Consider the following 15,318-nt stretch of genomic DNA (forward strand, 5'->3'; position numbering starts at 1 on the left):
ACTTTACTCATCGATCAGAAGCCTCACACTCAGGCGCGACGACGCAGTAACCGCAAGGCGTTGGCAGTGACCAGCGCGGTCGCACCGGAATCTGCCAGCACCGCCAGCCACAGTCCGGTCAGGCCCATCAGGGTAGTGACCAGGAAAATCGCCTTCAGACCCAGCGCAATACCGATATTCTGGCGGATGATGCGCCGTGTCCGGCGTGCCAGCGCAATCATCGGGGCCAGATTGCTGAGCTGATTTCGCGTCAGGGCCGCATCGGCCGCTTCCAGCGCGACATCAGTGCCGCTACCCATGGCAATGCCCAGCGTCGCCGCTTTCATCGCCGGGGCGTCGTTAATACCATCTCCGACCATCGCCAGCGGCTGCTGCTGACTCAGTTCACGGATGGCCGCCACCTTATCGGCGGGCAGCAGGCTGGCGCGATAATCGATATCGAGCTGACGGGCAATGGTTGCTGCGGCGCGAGGATTGTCACCCGTCAGCATCAGGCTCTCAATGCCCAGCTTTTTCAGCGCCTTTAACGCCTCCACGGCGTCGTCGCGCAGCTGATCGCGCAGGGCCAGCGCACCCAGCGCGTCGCCATCGCGCATCAGCACTACCAGCGTTTCACCTTCGGCTTCCTGTTGCGCTATCTGCGCATTTTGCTTCGGCGTCAGACCGGGAGCATGGCCTGGCGTCAGCAGCTGAATCTGCTGGCCTGAGACCTGCGCACGGATACCACGTCCGGCCTGCACCTGCTGATCCAGCGCGTCAGGAATCACCAGCTCACGCGCCTGCGCGGCCGCCACGATAGCGCTGGCCAGTGGATGGGTCGCACCCTGTTCCGCAGCGGCGCTCAGCGCCAGCATCTCTGATTCGCTGGCCTCGCCAAATCGCAGGATGTGCGTCAGTTGTGGCTTGCCCAGCGTCAGTGTGCCGGTTTTATCAAACGCCATTCTGCGCAGCGAACTCAGCCGCTCCAGCGCCGCACCGCCTTTAATCAGCGCGCCCTGTCGCGCCGCCGCCGCCAGCCCGGAGGTAATCGCGGCGGGCGTGGAGATCACCAGCGCACAGGGGCAGCCAATCAGCAGCAGCGTCAGACCTTTGTAGATCCACGGCTGCCAGTCGCCTGCGAAAAGCAGGGGCGGCACCACCATCACCAGCAGCGACAGTAGCATCACCAGTGGCGTATAGATGCGACTGAACTGATCGATAAAGCGTTCTACCGGCGCACGGTGCGTTTCCGCCTCCTCAATCAGCTGCAGGATACGGTCAATCGCGCTTTCACCCGGCTTCGACACCACTTCCAGCATTACCTGCCGATCCACGCTGGTGGCGCCGGCGAGAATCTTTTCGCCGCTGGCCCGCGTGACCGGTAATGATTCTCCGGTCAGCGCGCTCTCATCGAAACTGGCAAGCGGGCTGATTAAACGGCCGTCGACCGGCAGGCGGCTGCCCGCCGCGACTTCAATCACATCGCCGGGTTGCAGCGCCGCCAGCGGTACTTCACGACGTTTGCCCTGTTCAAGGCGAATAGCCGACTCAGGCCGCAAGGCCATCAGGCTGGTGACGCCGCTGCGCGCCCTGGAAGCGGCATAGCTTTCCAGCTGTTCGCCCAGTTGAAACAGCACCAGCACCATCGCGGCTTCAGCGTGCGCGCCAATAATCAGCGCACCGGCTGACGCCAGTGTCATTAATGTCTCAATGGTAAAAGGCGATCCGCTGCGAATGCGCTGCCATGCACCGCGTGCGACCGGGATCAGGCCGACCAGCGTGGTCAGCACAAACAGCCGATCGCCCCAGGCGGGTGCGAACTGGCTGACGACGCTGCTGACGAGTACCAGCAATGCCAGCAAAATCAGCATCCGGTTCTGTTGCCAGCCCGGACTGGTTGCCGTGGCGGGTGACGAGGCTGATGGAATGGCGACTTGAAAACCGGCTTTTTTCACCGCCTGTTCAACGGCGTTTTGCACATCCTGATCGGCGTTGACGACCAGCTTTTCGCTGCTGAACAGCACGCGGGCGTCGGTCACGCCTTTTACCTGACGGACGGCGGTTTCAATGGTGCGGGCGCAGCTCGGGCAATCCATCCCGCTGACCTGCCAGCTAAAGGGCCAGGAGCCTCGCCGGTCACTTTCCTCAGCGGCGTCGGCGTCATTGCCAGGGCTGCTGTTACTGTCACAGCAACAGCCCGCTGTATCCGCCGTTACGGGTGTAGCAGCATGAATAGAAAGGGAGAGGGGACGGGCCTGACGAACCTGGCACAGCGGTTTCGCTGCGGCGTGGCTGGCACGCGGTTTGCCGCAGCCACAGGCGTGATGTTGATGCATATGACCTCCAGAGTGTAAAAAAAAGCGGGATGAGCAACCCGGCTCATCCCGCTATCCTACACTCTGGAGTGAACTCCAGAGTCAAGGCTATTTTCTCAGACGACCCACAATGAGCGCACGATCATAAAATGACCGGCAAAGTAGCAGGCGGCGACGATCGCGCTGTCAGCGGTGAAGCGACGGCGATAGTGCGAGATAAACCAGACGGCGTTTGCCAGCAGCAGCAGGCCGGCACCGACCATGATAGAGAAGCTGTAATCGGTTGGACGGAAGAAGTACTGCTCGGTCGCTATCCAGGTCATCACCAGCGTCATGCCGATAAACGTACAGACAGGCCAGCGAAGGTCTTCCAGTCGGCTCCAGATGATGCCAGTCAGGGCGGCACCGATAATGAGCAACGTCAGCGGAATAGGCCAGAAGAAGGTCATGGTCATGCTGGCGGCGAAGCAGAGCGTATAAAGCAGGTGCGACAGGAAGAAAGCCCCGACGGCATAGAGCATCTGCTGACGCGGCAGCAGCGTTAACGCATCACCGACCAGTGTCGCGACCAGACCGGCCAGAATCAGGTAGTCCGTGGTCTGCAGCACCGGCGCCTGCCAGGCCAGCCCGACAAGCAGCAGCAGTGTGACCGGTTTAAACAGCCAGCGTTGCCACTGAGGGCCGCGATAGGTGGCGTCGACATAGAGCCAGCCGGAGAAAAGTACAGCGAGGAAAGACCAGAGCATTGTTTCTCCCTTTTTTACTCAAAGTGGTGAAAGATCCCAAAATATCCCTTCCAGTTTAGGTTAAGCCCCTGAGATGTGACAATCGGTCAACTCTGGTTGTATGCTTTACCGCCTGATTAATTTTCCCCGCAGGCACAAGAGCACTATGAGCAAACCGCCGCTAATCTTTATCATTGTCCTGGCGATAATCGCCGTGCTGGCGACCCGTCAGTTCATTAAGCAACGCCGTGAAGTGGCGGTCAATGATGCCTCACCGGTGCGTTCTCTGCAGGCCGAGGTCAAAACTAAACGTGAATTTCCTTCTCCCAATCGCCGTTCACGGCAGCGTGAGGTGATCGCCGGAGAAGAGATGCGGTATGAGGTGCTGTTTCATCCACTGAACGGGGCCAGCGACATCAAGGTGCAGCTGAAGGAGGCGGAATATCATCAGCTGGATAAAGGCGCGAGAGGCGAGTTGAAGATGCAGGGCACGCGCTTTATCAGCTTCACGCCCCTGCAGTAACGGGCGGGCATAGCGCCCGCACGACACTATTTCTTGCGTGGGAAGTTTTTCTTCTGCCAGGCGACCAGTTCGAACACCCCGAACAGAAACACTTTGGCCTGGGTGACGCGGTCAATTGGCGGCGCATCTTTGGTCTGCGTGGTGCGCAGTAAAACCAGCTGCAGGCCATGCATCAGGATCATGAAAATCAGCGCAACGTTGATAAAATACGTCAGCGGTTTCGGGTAGGGATGAACCAGATTAGCCAGTAAAAATCCCCACACGCATAGCATCAACAGACGCCCCAAATTAAGTAACATCCTGCGTCTCCTGTTGACGTTGATACAAACGATAAGCCACTTGTCCGGCTATTTTCTCGCGATAAAGATCCCACTCGGGCGGCACCGGCGGTGCGCCATTTTCCACTTCACTTTCGACGTAAATCAGTGCCTGGTCGGCCAGCCAGTGATTCTGCTCCAGCAACTGCAACGTCTGCTCCAGCAATCCCTGACGAAACGGCGGATCAATAAACACCACATCGAACGGGGTACCCGGCTGTGCCAGCCAGTTTAACGCATTGGTCTGAATCACAGTGCCATTGCTCGCGCGCAGCGTCTGCAGATTTTTTGTCAGCTGTTGTGCCACAGGCCGTTCCAGCTCCAGTAGCGTAGCCGATCCCGCGTAACGCGATAGCGCCTCCAGTCCTAATGCACCGCTACCGGCAAAGCAGTCGAGGCATCGCGCCTCTGGCAGCACCGGGGCCAGCCAGTTAAACAGTGTCTCACGCACCCGATCGGTGGTCGGGCGGAGTCCGGCACTGTCCGGCACCGGCAATTTACGTCCGCGCCACTGGCCGCCAATGATGCGAATCTGCCCGGCACCGCCTGTACTGCGGGGGTTTTTATTCATCTTGCTCACAACTCGTCATAATTTGTTGCGTAGTTTAACGGGCGAATCGGTGAGAAGAAACGTTAAAAAAGGGTGCTGTGGTGAGCTGGCTGGAAAGTGTTAGACTACTGAGTTGCTGAAGTCATGCATTATTCTGCGGTTTACGCCGGTCTGGCGCTGACCGACTTTCATTGATTTACCCCTGGAAACCACGCGCGACCGGGACAAAGCCATCGAGGAGTGTCGTCACACAATGGCAAAAGAGAAAAAACGTGGCTTTTTTTCCTGGCTGGGATTTGGCAAAGAGGAAGAGAAACAACCTGTAGCGGAGGAGCAGACACACGAGGTCGCAGAACCCGCACAGCAGCAGACTGAACAGGAAGCGCCGGCATTAAGCCAGGCTGAAGCGCAAGCGGAAGAGACTGTCGCTATCACCGAAACGGTGGCCGAACAGCAGCGTGAGGCGGACGTCACCGCGGCTGCGCCGCACGAATCAGCACCGGCGGTGCTGGATGAGGCTGAGCCGATTGAGGCCGATCCTGAAGCATTACTGGACGTCTCCGCACCTGAACATGACGCGACGCCGGTTATCGATGCCGACGATGTGGTCACGCCGATCGCGGACGACGCATCAGCAGACGCGCCGTTAAGCGAAGAAGAGCTGACCGCGCTGGCGCTGGGCGACGCTCCGATCATTGAAATCCCGGACGCATCAGCAGACGCGCCATTAAGCGACGAAGAGCTGACTGCGCTGGCACTGGGCGACGCCCCGATCGTTGAAACGCCACACAGTGAAGCAGACGCGCCATTAAGCGAAGAAGAGCTGGCCGCGCTGGCACGGGATGACGCACCCACCGCTGAAATCTCTCACAGTGAAGCGGAATCACCGCTGACCGAAGAAGAGCTGACCGCGCTGGCACTGGGCGAAGCCGACGTCACTGACGCGGAACCGGCAGACACATTATCCGACACCGTCAGCGATCTTCCGCTGGCCGCCGCGCCACTCATCGTGCAGGAGCAGGAACGTCCCAGCAAAGAGGGCTTCTTTGCCCGCCTGAAGCGCAGCCTGGTCAAAACCCGTCAGAACCTCGGTTCCGGTTTTATCAGTCTGTTCCGTGGCAAAAAGATTGATGATGACCTGTTTGATGAGCTGGAAGAGCAGCTGCTGATTGCGGATGTCGGTGTGGATACCACGCGCCGCATCATTACCCATCTTACTCAGCAGGCAAACCGCAAGCAGCTGCGTGACGCCGAAGCGCTCTACGGCCTGCTGAAAGCGGAAATGGCCTCGATTCTGGCAAACGTGGATGCGCCACTGGAAGTCTCAGGCAAAACGCCGTTTGTCATCCTGATGGTTGGCGTCAATGGCGTGGGTAAAACTACGACCATCGGTAAGCTGGCGCGCCAGTATCAGGCCGAAGGCAAAACGGTGATGTTAGCGGCTGGTGATACCTTCCGTGCAGCGGCGGTTGAGCAGCTGCAGGTGTGGGGCCAGCGTAATAACATTCCTGTGATTGCTCAGCACACGGGTGCAGATTCGGCGTCGGTGATCTTCGATGCCATTCAGGCAGCGAAATCGCGCGGCGTTGACGTGCTGATTGCTGATACGGCCGGTCGTCTGCAGAACAAATCGCACCTGATGGAAGAGCTGAAAAAAATCACCCGCGTGATGAAAAAACTGGATGATTCAGCGCCACACGAAGTGATGCTGACGCTGGATGCCAGCACCGGACAGAATGCGGTCAGCCAGGCCCGACTGTTTAACGAAGCGGTTGGCGTGACCGGTATCGCGCTCACCAAGCTGGATGGCACCGCTAAAGGCGGCGTCATCTTCTCGGTGGCCGATCAGTTCGGTATTCCGATTCGCTACATCGGCGTCGGTGAAGGCATTGAAGATTTACGGCCGTTTAAGGCGGAAGATTTTATTGAGGCATTGTTTGCCCGAGAGGACTAATTAGGATGATTCGCTTTGAAGAGGTCAGTAAGGCATATCTCGGCGGACGTCAGGCGCTACAGGGAGTAGATTTCCGTCTGCGTCCTGGCGAAATGGCGTTTCTGACCGGCCACTCCGGTGCCGGTAAAAGTACCTTGCTGAAGCTGATTTGTGGCATTGAGCGCCCGAGTGCCGGAAAAATCTGGTTCAGCGGCCATGACATTTCCCGCCTGCGCAACAGTGAGGTGCCTTTCCTGCGTCGTCAGATTGGCATGATCTTCCAGGATCACCACCTGCTGATGGATCGCTCTGTTTACGACAATGTGGCTATCCCACTGATTATTTCCGGTGCCAGCGGCGAAGATATCCGTCGTCGCGTCTCGGCGGCGCTGGATAAAGTCGGCCTGCTCGACAAAGCGAAAAGTTATCCGATTCAGCTTTCGGGTGGTGAACAGCAGCGTGTGGGCATCGCCCGGGCGGTGGTGAACAAGCCAGCCGTGCTGCTGGCAGATGAACCGACCGGTAACCTTGATGACGCGCTGTCAGAAGACATTCTGCGCCTGTTCGAAGAGTTTAACCGCGTTGGCGTCACCGTTCTGATGGCAACGCATGACAGCGGCCTGATCGCCCGGCGTAATTACCGGATGATGACGCTGAATCAGGGACGTCTGCACGGAGGCCACGATGGTCAATAAACGCATTAAACGTCCGGCTGCACCGAAAGCGAAGCAGCCATCGAAGAGTAAAGCGCTGAAGGGCGGCTGGCAGGAGCAGTGGCGCTATGCACTGCGTGGCACGCTCTCAGACATGTGGCGTCAGCCGCTGGCCACGCTGCTGACGGTGATGGTTATTGCCATCTCCCTGACGCTGCCCAGCGTCTGCTACATGGTGTGGAAAAACGTTAGCCAGGCGGCCACGCAATGGTATCCGGCGCCGCAGTTAACCGTTTATCTCTCCAAAACGCTTGATGACACGGCAGCAGAAAACGTCGTGGCGCAGCTCAAGCAGGTCGAAGGCGTGGATAACGTTAACTACCTGACACGGGAAGAGGCGCTGAATGAGTTCCGCAACTGGTCAGGCTTTGGCGGCGCAATGGATATGCTGGAGCAGAATCCGCTGCCTGCGGTAGCCATCATTACGCCGAAACTCAATTTCCAGAACTCTGACACCATGCAGAGCCTGCGCGATCGGGTCACCAAAGTGCAGGGCGTGGATGAAGTGCGGATGGATGACAGCTGGTTTGCGCGGCTGGCTGCACTGACCGGACTGGTGGGGCAAATCGCGTCGATGATTGGTGTGCTGATGATCGTGGCGGTGTTCCTGGTGATCGGTAACAGTGTTCGTCTCAGCATCTTTGCCCGACGCGACACGATTAACGTGCAGAAGCTGATTGGTGCGACTGACGGCTTTATCCTGCGTCCTTTCCTCTACGGCGGGGCGCTGCTGGGGTTCAGCGGCGCGGTGCTGTCGCTGCTGCTGTCGGAAGTGCTGGTGCTGCGTCTCCAGTCTGTCGTCGCCAGTGTGGCGACCGTATTTGGTACCACCTTCTCGCTGGAAGGCTTCTCCTGGGATGAGGCGCTGCTGCTGTTACTGATTGCAGCAATCATCGGCTGGGTGGCTGCGTGGCTGGCAACGGTACAACATTTACGTCGATTTACGCCGCAGTAAACGCCTGCAACATTTTTTTGTTATAATGGTCCTCTGCTACCGATGGTGGGTGCAGAGGATTTCTCCCTCTTCCCTTCCTGTCATCTGTGTGTAAAATATTCACCGCTATAATTGAACTTGTGGATAACTTTAGCACTCTAAGTAGCACAGATTGCTTTCGGATTTCGCGCGACGTTGACGTAATGTATCGTCTGCGCAGGGAAATGTGCGGCAATTCCACTAAATTTGTGAGGGTTTGAATGACCAAAGAAATGCAAACTTTAGCTATTGCTCCTCTTGGCAACCTGGAGTCTTACGTCCGGGCTGCGAATACCTGGCCGATGCTCTCGGCTGAAGAGGAAAAAGCGTTGGCTGAACGGCTGCATTACCAGGGCGATCTGGAAGCAGCAAAGACGCTGATCCTGTCTCACCTACGCTTTGTAGTTCATATCGCTCGTAATTACTCCGGCTACGGTCTGCCACAGGCTGACCTGGTCCAGGAAGGCAACATCGGTCTGATGAAAGCGGTGCGTCGCTTCAATCCTGAAGTGGGCGTGCGTCTGGTTTCATTTGCCGTGCACTGGATTAAAGCGGAGATTCACGAATACGTGCTGCGTAACTGGCGTATCGTGAAAGTCGCGACCACCAAAGCACAGCGTAAGCTGTTCTTTAACCTGCGTAAAACCAAGCAGCGTCTGGGCTGGTTCAATCAGGACGAAGTCGAGATGGTTGCGCGTGAGCTGGGCGTAAGCAGCAAAGATGTGCGTGAAATGGAATCGCGTATGGCCGCGCAGGACATGACCTTTGATATGTCTGCCGACGATGAGAGCAGCGAAGGCCGTTCGATGGCGCCGGTGCTTTATCTCCAGGATAAAACCTCTGACTTTGCTGACGGCATTGAAGAGGATAACTGGGACGCGCATGCCGCTGACAAGCTGAGCTATGCGATGGAAGGTCTGGATGAGCGCAGTCAGCACATCATTCGCGCCCGCTGGCTGGATGAAGACAACAAAACCACGCTACAGGAGCTGGCCGATCAATACGGCGTATCAGCGGAACGTGTCCGGCAGCTGGAAAAGAACGCCATGAAGAAACTGCGTATGGCGATCGAAGCGTAACGCACTTCGACACCTCAAGGGGCGACAGATGATGTCGCCCTTTTTGTTTTCTGCGTCAGGCTACTCTACCGCCAGTATCCACCCATCACTCTGCGCCCTGAAACCACACGCCTGCATAAATGCCGCCCGCACCTGCTGATCGTCACTGCCATCATCGGCAATCCACCAGTCTGATATCGACCCGTTCTGCCTGATCGTCTCCTCAAGCAAATATTGTCCCACACCGCGTCGCCGGGTGACATCGCGCACCGTCAGCCGGTGGACCTTGCCATGCATCCCTGAGATTTCCAGCTGCAGACCCGCCAGCAGCCGATCGTTAAAGCGTGCGGCATAAAGACGATGACGCTCATCCAGGTGCTGCTCCAGTTTTTCAATCTCCAGATCCGGCCAGACTTTGCCCAGATCGATGCGGTCCTGCGCGGTCAGCGTGGTTAAACGCTGAATAGTGAGCTTCATAACAAAAACCTCTGTAATAGGGGAAAGTGCAGCGAAAGTATACAACCAGAGTGCCACCACATTTTCATCAATAAAACAGGTCAAAAGATGGCCTGGATGCCAGGATGATAGTTGTAAACAGGGAAATCAGACGATCAATCCAGCACAACGCGCTGGCAAAATGGTGAAAAACCGGCCATTGCCTCCAGTGTATTATGCTGTTTCACTCAGTCAATTCTGAATATGTCAGTTGATTTAAAGAAGAAAATTCCTGTTTAATAACCTGAAAAATAAAGCCTTATTATCAAAAAATACCGGAAAAGTGCGCTAAACCATTCATAAACATCATTTTTCGGCTTTATCCGGTAGCAACAGCAAACCACAACTCACAGTCACAACAAGATGGGGAAGTCCGCATGAAAATGAGTAAAGGCCGCGCATTACTGGCGGGTTGCGTTGCGCTGGCAATGAGCCACGCCGCCCTGGCTGCCGACATTAAAATCGCTATCGTTGGTGCCGTAACTGGCCCGGTCGCGCAGTACGGTGATATGCAGTTCACTGGTGCCGCGCAGGCGATTAAGGACATTAACGCCAAAGGCGGCATAAACGGCAACAAGCTGGTCGGCGTAGAGTATGACGATGCCTGCGATCCGAAACAGGCCGTGGCGGTGGCAAACAAGGTTGTTAACGACGGCATTAAATACGTTATCGGCCATCTTTGCTCCTCTTCTACCCAGCCTGCGTCCGACATCTATAACGATGAAGGTGTGCTGATGATTACCCCGGCAGCCACGGCACCGGAGCTGACGGCACGCGGTTACGAAACCATTATGCGTACAACCGGCCTGGACTCCGATCAGGGCCCGACTGCCGCGAACTATATTCTTGATCAGATCAAGCCTAAGCGTATCGCCGTGGTGCATGACAAGCAGCAGTATGGTCAGGGTCTGGCGGAATCAGTACAGAAAACGCTGAAAGCGAAAGGCGGCAACGTGGTGCTGTTTGAAGGCATCACTGCAGGCGATAAAGATTTCTCTACGCTGATTACGCGCCTGAAGAAAGAGAACGTCGACTTCGTTTATTACGGTGGCTACTACCCGGAAATGGGTCAGATTCTGCGTCAGGCGAAAGCGGCTGGCCTGAAAGCGGGCTTTATGGGACCGGAAGGCGTGGGTAACGCTTCACTCTCCAATATCGCGGGTGATGCATCAGAAGGTATCTATGTGACGCTGCCGAAGCGCTACGACCAGTTGCCGGAGAACAAGGCGATTGTTGAGGCCATCAAAACCAACAGCGCACAGAATCGCAAGGATCCGACCGGTCCGTTCGTCTGGACCACTTATGCGGCAATCCAGTCGCTGGTAGCGGGTATCGAACGCAGTAAGAGCGACGAGCCAGACGCGATCGCGAAAAACCTGAAAACCGGTGAGCCGGTACCAACAGTGATGGGCAACCTGAGCTGGGATCAGAAAGGCGATCTGAAAGGCTTCGAGTTCGGCGTATTCAAATGGCACAAAGACGGTTCGTCTACCGCAGTTAAGTAATCGTTCCATCGACAGACCAATCCTCTGCCGCGTCGGCAGAGGATTTTCCCGTTCTTATGCAGGTCTTCACTATGTCCGAGCAGTTTCTTTATTTCATTCAGCAGATGCTTAACGGGGTCACTCTCGGCAGCACCTACGCGCTGATCGCCATTGGTTACACCATGGTTTACGGCATTATCGGCATGATCAACTTCGCCCACGGCGAAGTCTATATGATCGGCAGCTATGTCTCTTTTATCGTGATTGCCGCCCTGATGATGATGGGTATCGACACGGGCTGGCTGATGATTGCCGCTGGCTTCGTGATGGCGATACTGATCTCCAGCGCCTACGGCTGGAGCATAGAGCGCGTCGCCTATAAGCCGGTGCGATCGTCGAAGCGTCTGATCGCACTGATCTCCGCCATCGGCATGTCGATCTTTCTGCAAAACTACGTCAGCCTGACGCAGGGTTCACGCGACCTGGCGCTGCCGAGCCTGATCACCGGACAGTGGACGGTAGGCGAGAGCAACGGTTTTGCCGCCACAATTTCTACCATGCAGGTTGTGATCTGGGTGGTGACGTTCCTGGCGATGCTGGCGCTGACCACCTTTATCCGTTATTCCCGCATGGGCCGCGCCTGTCGCGCCTGCGCTGAAGACCTGAAAATGGCCAGCCTGCTGGGAATTAACACCGACCGCGTCATCTCGCTGACCTTTGTGATTGGTGCTGCCATGGCGGCGGTAGCGGGCGTGCTGCTGGGCCAGTTCTACGGCTCCATCAACCCCTTCATCGGCTTTATGGCGGGCATGAAAGCCTTTACCGCTGCCGTGCTGGGCGGCATTGGCAGTATTCCGGGCGCGATGATTGGCGGCCTGGTTCTGGGCATTGCTGAAGCACTGACCTCCGCATATCTCAGCACGGAATACAAAGATGTGGTGTCGTTTGCTCTGCTGATCGTGGTGTTGCTGGTAATGCCGACCGGGATTCTGGGTCGCCCGGAGGTTGAGAAAGTATGAAATCTTCCTTTATCAACGCGCTGCTCTCTTCTGTCATGCTGCTGGTGCTGGCCAGCTTCTTTATGGGCATGCGTCTCGGCCTCGACGGCACCCGACTGGTGGTGCAGAGCGCGGGTGACGTGCGCTGGAACTGGATTTTCGTCGGCTGTGCCGTGGTCTTTCTGTTTCAGCTGCTGCGTCCGTTCTGGCAGCGCGGTCTGAAAAAGATTTCCGGTCCGGCGCTGGTGCTGCCCGGCATCGACGGCTCAACGCCGAAGCAGAAGCTGTTTATGCTGGCGCTGATCCTGGTCGCTGTGGCCTGGCCCTTTTTCGTGTCGCGCGGCACGGTAGACATCGCCACGCTGACGCTGATCTACGTGATGCTCGGTCTGGGCCTGAATGTGGTGGTCGGCCTGTCGGGGCTGCTGGTGCTCGGCTATGGTGGCTTCTATGCCATTGGCGCTTACACCTTTGCTCTTCTGAACCACTATTTTGGTCTCGGCTTCTGGGAGTGTCTGCCGCTGGCGGGCATTGTCTCGGCGCTGTTCGGGCTGCTGCTCGGCTTTCCGGTGCTGCGCCTGCGCGGAGACTATCTGGCGATCGTCACGCTGGGCTTCGGCGAGATTGTGCGTATTTTGCTGCTGAATAACACGGCGATTACCGGCGGTCCCAACGGCATTGCGCAGATCCCCAAACCGTCACTGTTCGGCCTTGAGTTTGGCCGCAAAGTCTCTGAAGGGGGCTGGAACACCTTCCACGATTTCTTTGGCCTGAAATACGATCCCAGCGACCGCGTGATTTATCTCTACCTGGTGGCGCTGCTGCTGGTGGTGCTGACGCTGTTCGTGATCAACCGGCTGCTGCGGATGCCGCTGGGCCGTGCCTGGGAAGCATTGCGTGAGGATGAGATTGCCTGCCGTTCACTGGGCCTGAGCCCGACCCGCATCAAGCTGACCGCCTTTACCATCAGTGCCGCGTTTGCTGGTTTCGCGGGCACGCTGTTTGCTGCGCGCCAGGGCTTTGTCAGCCCGGAGTCCTTTACCTTTGTCGAATCGGCTTTTGTGCTGGCGATTGTGGTTCTGGGCGGAATGGGTTCGCAGTTTGCAGTGATTCTGGCGGCCATTCTGCTGGTGGTGTCGCGCGAGCTGATGCGTGATCTGAATGAATACAGCATGCTGGTGCTGGGTGGCCTGATGGTGCTGATGATGATCTGGCGTCCGCAGGGATTATTGCCGATGAAGCGTCCGCATCTGAAGCTCAGAACCGGTAAAAAAGGAGAGCAGGCATGATCCAGCCTTTATTAGCCGTTGAAGGCCTGATGATGCGCTTCGGCGGTTTGTTAGCCGTGAACAATGTGGCGCTGGAGCTGCGTCCGCAGGAGATCGTTTCGCTGATTGGCCCTAACGGTGCCGGTAAAACCACCGTGTTTAACTGCCTGACCGGTTTTTATAAGCCCACTGGCGGCACGATTAAACTGCGTGAACAGCATCTGGAAGGATTGACGGGTCAGAAGATTGCGCAGATGGGCATTGTGCGTACTTTCCAGCATGTGCGTCTGTTCCGTGAGATGACGGTAATTGAAAACCTGCTGGTCGCTCAGCATCAGCACCTGAAAAGCGGCGTGTTTTCCGGCCTGCTAAAAACACCTGCGTTTCGCCGTAGTGAGAGCGAGGCGCTGGATCGCGCGGCGACCTGGCTGGAGCGGGTCGGTCTGCTGGAGCTGGCTAACCGTCAGGCGGGCAATCTGGCCTATGGTCAGCAGCGTCGGCTGGAGATTGCACGCTGCATGGTGACGCGCCCGGAGATCCTGATGCTGGATGAACCGGCAGCAGGCCTTAACCCTAAAGAGACCCACGAGCTGGATGCGCTGATTGCGGAGCTGCGTGGCGAACACAAGGTATCAGTGCTGCTGATTGAACATGATATGAAGCTGGTGATGGGCATTTCTGACCGTATTTATGTGGTTAATCAGGGAACGCCGCTGGCTAACGGAACGCCGGAAGAGATTCGTAATAATCCGGATGTCATCCGTGCCTATTTAGGAGAGGCCTGAGATGGCAAATGCGATGTTAACCATTGAGAACGTCAGCGCCCACTACGGCAAAATTCAGGCGCTGCACAATGTCAGCCTCTATATCAATCAGGGCGAAATCGTTACCCTGATTGGCGCTAACGGCGCCGGAAAAACCACGCTGCTGGGTACGCTGTGCGGTGAGCCACGCGCCACGCAGGGCACCATTACCTTTGATGGCAAAGCTATCACCGACTGGCAAACGGCGCGCATTATGCGTGAAGCGATTGCCATCGTGCCGGAAGGCCGGCGGGTGTTTTCGCGCATGACGGTGGAAGAGAACCTGGCGATGGGCGGTTTTTTTGCCAGCCGTCCGGATTATCTGACGCGGATCAAACGCGTTTATGAACTCTTCCCGCGTCTGGAAGAGCGTAAAATCCAGCGCGCTGGCACCATGTCAGGCGGCGAACAGCAGATGCTGGCAATTGGCCGTGCACTGATGAGCCAGCCGCGACTGCTGCTGCTGGATGAGCCGTCACTGGGGCTGGCACCGATCATTATTCAGCAGATCTTCGACACTATTGAGCAACTGCGTAGCGAGGGGATGACGATCTTCCTGGTGGAGCAGAATGCGAACCAGGCGCTGAAGCTGGCGGACAGGGGCTATGTGCTGGAGAACGGGCATGTGGTGCTCGAAGACACAGGTGCAGCGCTACTCTCCAACGAAGCCGTCCGCAGCGCTTACCTCGGCGCTTAAGGTTTAGAGGCCTGGCTTACTTGCCATTTCGACACCGGGCAGTGCTCGCATTCCTCACGTACTTCAGTACGCTCCGGATGCTGTGCGCTGGCCGGTGCCGAACTGCCTGCGACGCCGACGGCCTTGAGTGTCGGTGTGGGTGGTGGTGCCGACGGCCTTCAAATTTGCCTGAAAGTAGGGGCAAGTTCTGCCATTGCCAGAGGCCGTTGCAGCTTCTGGTAATAAATTCGACGTAATAATGATGTATAGCAGCTCAGGCTGCTGACAAACTCAAATCAGGTGAATCTGGCCGCAACACATAAACTTAACGCGCAGGGAACACGGGCAGAAGAGGAAAGCGTCCCGCGCCATGGACGGTGCGGGCCGAGCGTGTCATGGATGACGGATTTTGCGTCTTTCCGATCTGACCGTGTTCTCTGCGCAGGGCACAGTCTTAAAGCAACCAAGCCAGACTTTGTCAACAATCTCAACAATAGTTAGCTGCTCC

15 protein-coding genes are annotated in these 15,318 nt (G+C 56.9%); 10 read left to right on the forward strand and 5 right to left on the reverse strand.

The features are described from left to right. Positions 1–29: 29 nt before the first annotated feature. Complete coding sequence (locus IAI47_RS01515; protein WP_008926296.1) at positions 30–2,315, reverse strand: zinc/cadmium/mercury/lead-transporting ATPase; 2,286 nt, start codon at positions 2,313–2,315, stop codon at positions 30–32. 95 nt (positions 2,316–2,410) lie between these two features. Beyond that, positions 2,411–3,040, reverse strand: coding sequence for a lysoplasmalogenase (locus tag IAI47_RS01520; RefSeq protein ID WP_003852187.1), 630 nt, complete (start codon positions 3,038–3,040; stop codon positions 2,411–2,413). A 145-nt stretch (positions 3,041–3,185) separates the two neighbouring features. Here IAI47_RS01520 and IAI47_RS01525 point away from each other — a divergent pair, with 145 nt between their 5' ends. Beyond that, on the forward strand, positions 3,186–3,542 hold the full coding sequence (locus tag IAI47_RS01525; protein ID WP_039660845.1) for a DUF2500 domain-containing protein: 357 nt from the start codon (positions 3,186–3,188) through the stop codon (positions 3,540–3,542). A 26-nt stretch (positions 3,543–3,568) separates the two neighbouring features. Here IAI47_RS01525 and IAI47_RS01530 read toward each other — a convergent pair whose 3' ends face one another. Continuing rightward, on the reverse strand, positions 3,569–3,841 hold the full coding sequence (locus IAI47_RS01530; RefSeq protein WP_003852192.1) for a DUF1145 family protein: 273 nt from the start codon (positions 3,839–3,841) through the stop codon (positions 3,569–3,571). Then, entirely contained in the window at positions 3,831–4,430 is a 600-nt protein-coding gene (rsmD, locus tag IAI47_RS01535) for a 16S rRNA (guanine(966)-N(2))-methyltransferase (protein ID WP_003852194.1), read from the reverse strand. The genes IAI47_RS01530 and rsmD overlap by 11 nt, the downstream gene beginning before the upstream one ends. Positions 4,431–4,662: 232 nt before the next feature. Here rsmD and ftsY point away from each other — a divergent pair, with 232 nt between their 5' ends. The 4 genes from ftsY (at position 4,663) to rpoH (ending at position 9,107) form a co-directional block, all read left to right on the forward strand. Continuing rightward, positions 4,663–6,363, forward strand: a complete 1,701-nt coding sequence (ftsY, locus tag IAI47_RS01540; RefSeq protein ID WP_008926294.1) for a signal recognition particle-docking protein FtsY — start codon at positions 4,663–4,665, stop codon at positions 6,361–6,363. 5 nt (positions 6,364–6,368) lie between these two features. Beyond that, on the forward strand, positions 6,369–7,037 hold the full coding sequence (gene ftsE, locus IAI47_RS01545; RefSeq protein WP_003852197.1) for a cell division ATP-binding protein FtsE: 669 nt from the start codon (positions 6,369–6,371) through the stop codon (positions 7,035–7,037). Further along, complete coding sequence (gene ftsX, locus IAI47_RS01550) at positions 7,027–8,010, forward strand: permease-like cell division protein FtsX (RefSeq protein ID WP_003852199.1); 984 nt, start codon at positions 7,027–7,029, stop codon at positions 8,008–8,010. Before ftsE ends, ftsX begins: the two co-directional genes overlap by 11 nt. Positions 8,011–8,249: 239 nt before the next feature. Next, on the forward strand, positions 8,250–9,107 hold the full coding sequence (rpoH, locus tag IAI47_RS01555; protein ID WP_003852201.1) for an RNA polymerase sigma factor RpoH: 858 nt from the start codon (positions 8,250–8,252) through the stop codon (positions 9,105–9,107). A 60-nt stretch (positions 9,108–9,167) separates the two neighbouring features. On the opposite strand, the gene panM is transcribed toward rpoH, so the two are convergent. Then, entirely contained in the window at positions 9,168–9,563 is a 396-nt protein-coding gene (gene panM, locus IAI47_RS01560) for an aspartate 1-decarboxylase autocleavage activator PanM (protein WP_008926293.1), read from the reverse strand. 395 nt (positions 9,564–9,958) lie between these two features. On the opposite strand from panM, the gene IAI47_RS01565 reads away from it, so the two are divergent. From IAI47_RS01565 to livF, 5 genes are all read left to right on the forward strand, one after another. Further along, the gene (locus tag IAI47_RS01565) at positions 9,959–11,086 is read left to right on the forward strand and encodes a branched-chain amino acid ABC transporter substrate-binding protein (protein WP_003852205.1); all 1,128 of its coding nucleotides are present in this window, start codon (positions 9,959–9,961) and stop codon (positions 11,084–11,086) included. Between the two features lie 71 nt (positions 11,087–11,157). Beyond that, complete coding sequence (gene livH / locus IAI47_RS01570; protein ID WP_008926292.1) at positions 11,158–12,084, forward strand: high-affinity branched-chain amino acid ABC transporter permease LivH; 927 nt, start codon at positions 11,158–11,160, stop codon at positions 12,082–12,084. Then, the gene (locus IAI47_RS01575; protein ID WP_003852208.1) at positions 12,081–13,352 is read left to right on the forward strand and encodes a high-affinity branched-chain amino acid ABC transporter permease LivM; all 1,272 of its coding nucleotides are present in this window, start codon (positions 12,081–12,083) and stop codon (positions 13,350–13,352) included. Before livH ends, IAI47_RS01575 begins: the two co-directional genes overlap by 4 nt. Continuing rightward, positions 13,349–14,116: a high-affinity branched-chain amino acid ABC transporter ATP-binding protein LivG gene (livG, locus tag IAI47_RS01580; RefSeq protein ID WP_003852209.1), complete on the forward strand. Its 768-nt coding sequence runs from the start codon at positions 13,349–13,351 to the stop codon at positions 14,114–14,116. Before IAI47_RS01575 ends, livG begins: the two co-directional genes overlap by 4 nt. Position 14,117: 1 nt before the next feature. Beyond that, positions 14,118–14,831, forward strand: coding sequence for a high-affinity branched-chain amino acid ABC transporter ATP-binding protein LivF (gene livF, locus IAI47_RS01585; protein WP_008926291.1), 714 nt, complete (start codon positions 14,118–14,120; stop codon positions 14,829–14,831). Positions 14,832–15,318: the final 487 nt, after the last annotated feature.

The organism is Pantoea sp. MT58 (assembly GCF_014495885.1).
Taxonomy (GTDB): Bacteria; Pseudomonadota; Gammaproteobacteria; order Enterobacterales; family Enterobacteriaceae; genus Pantoea; species Pantoea eucalypti.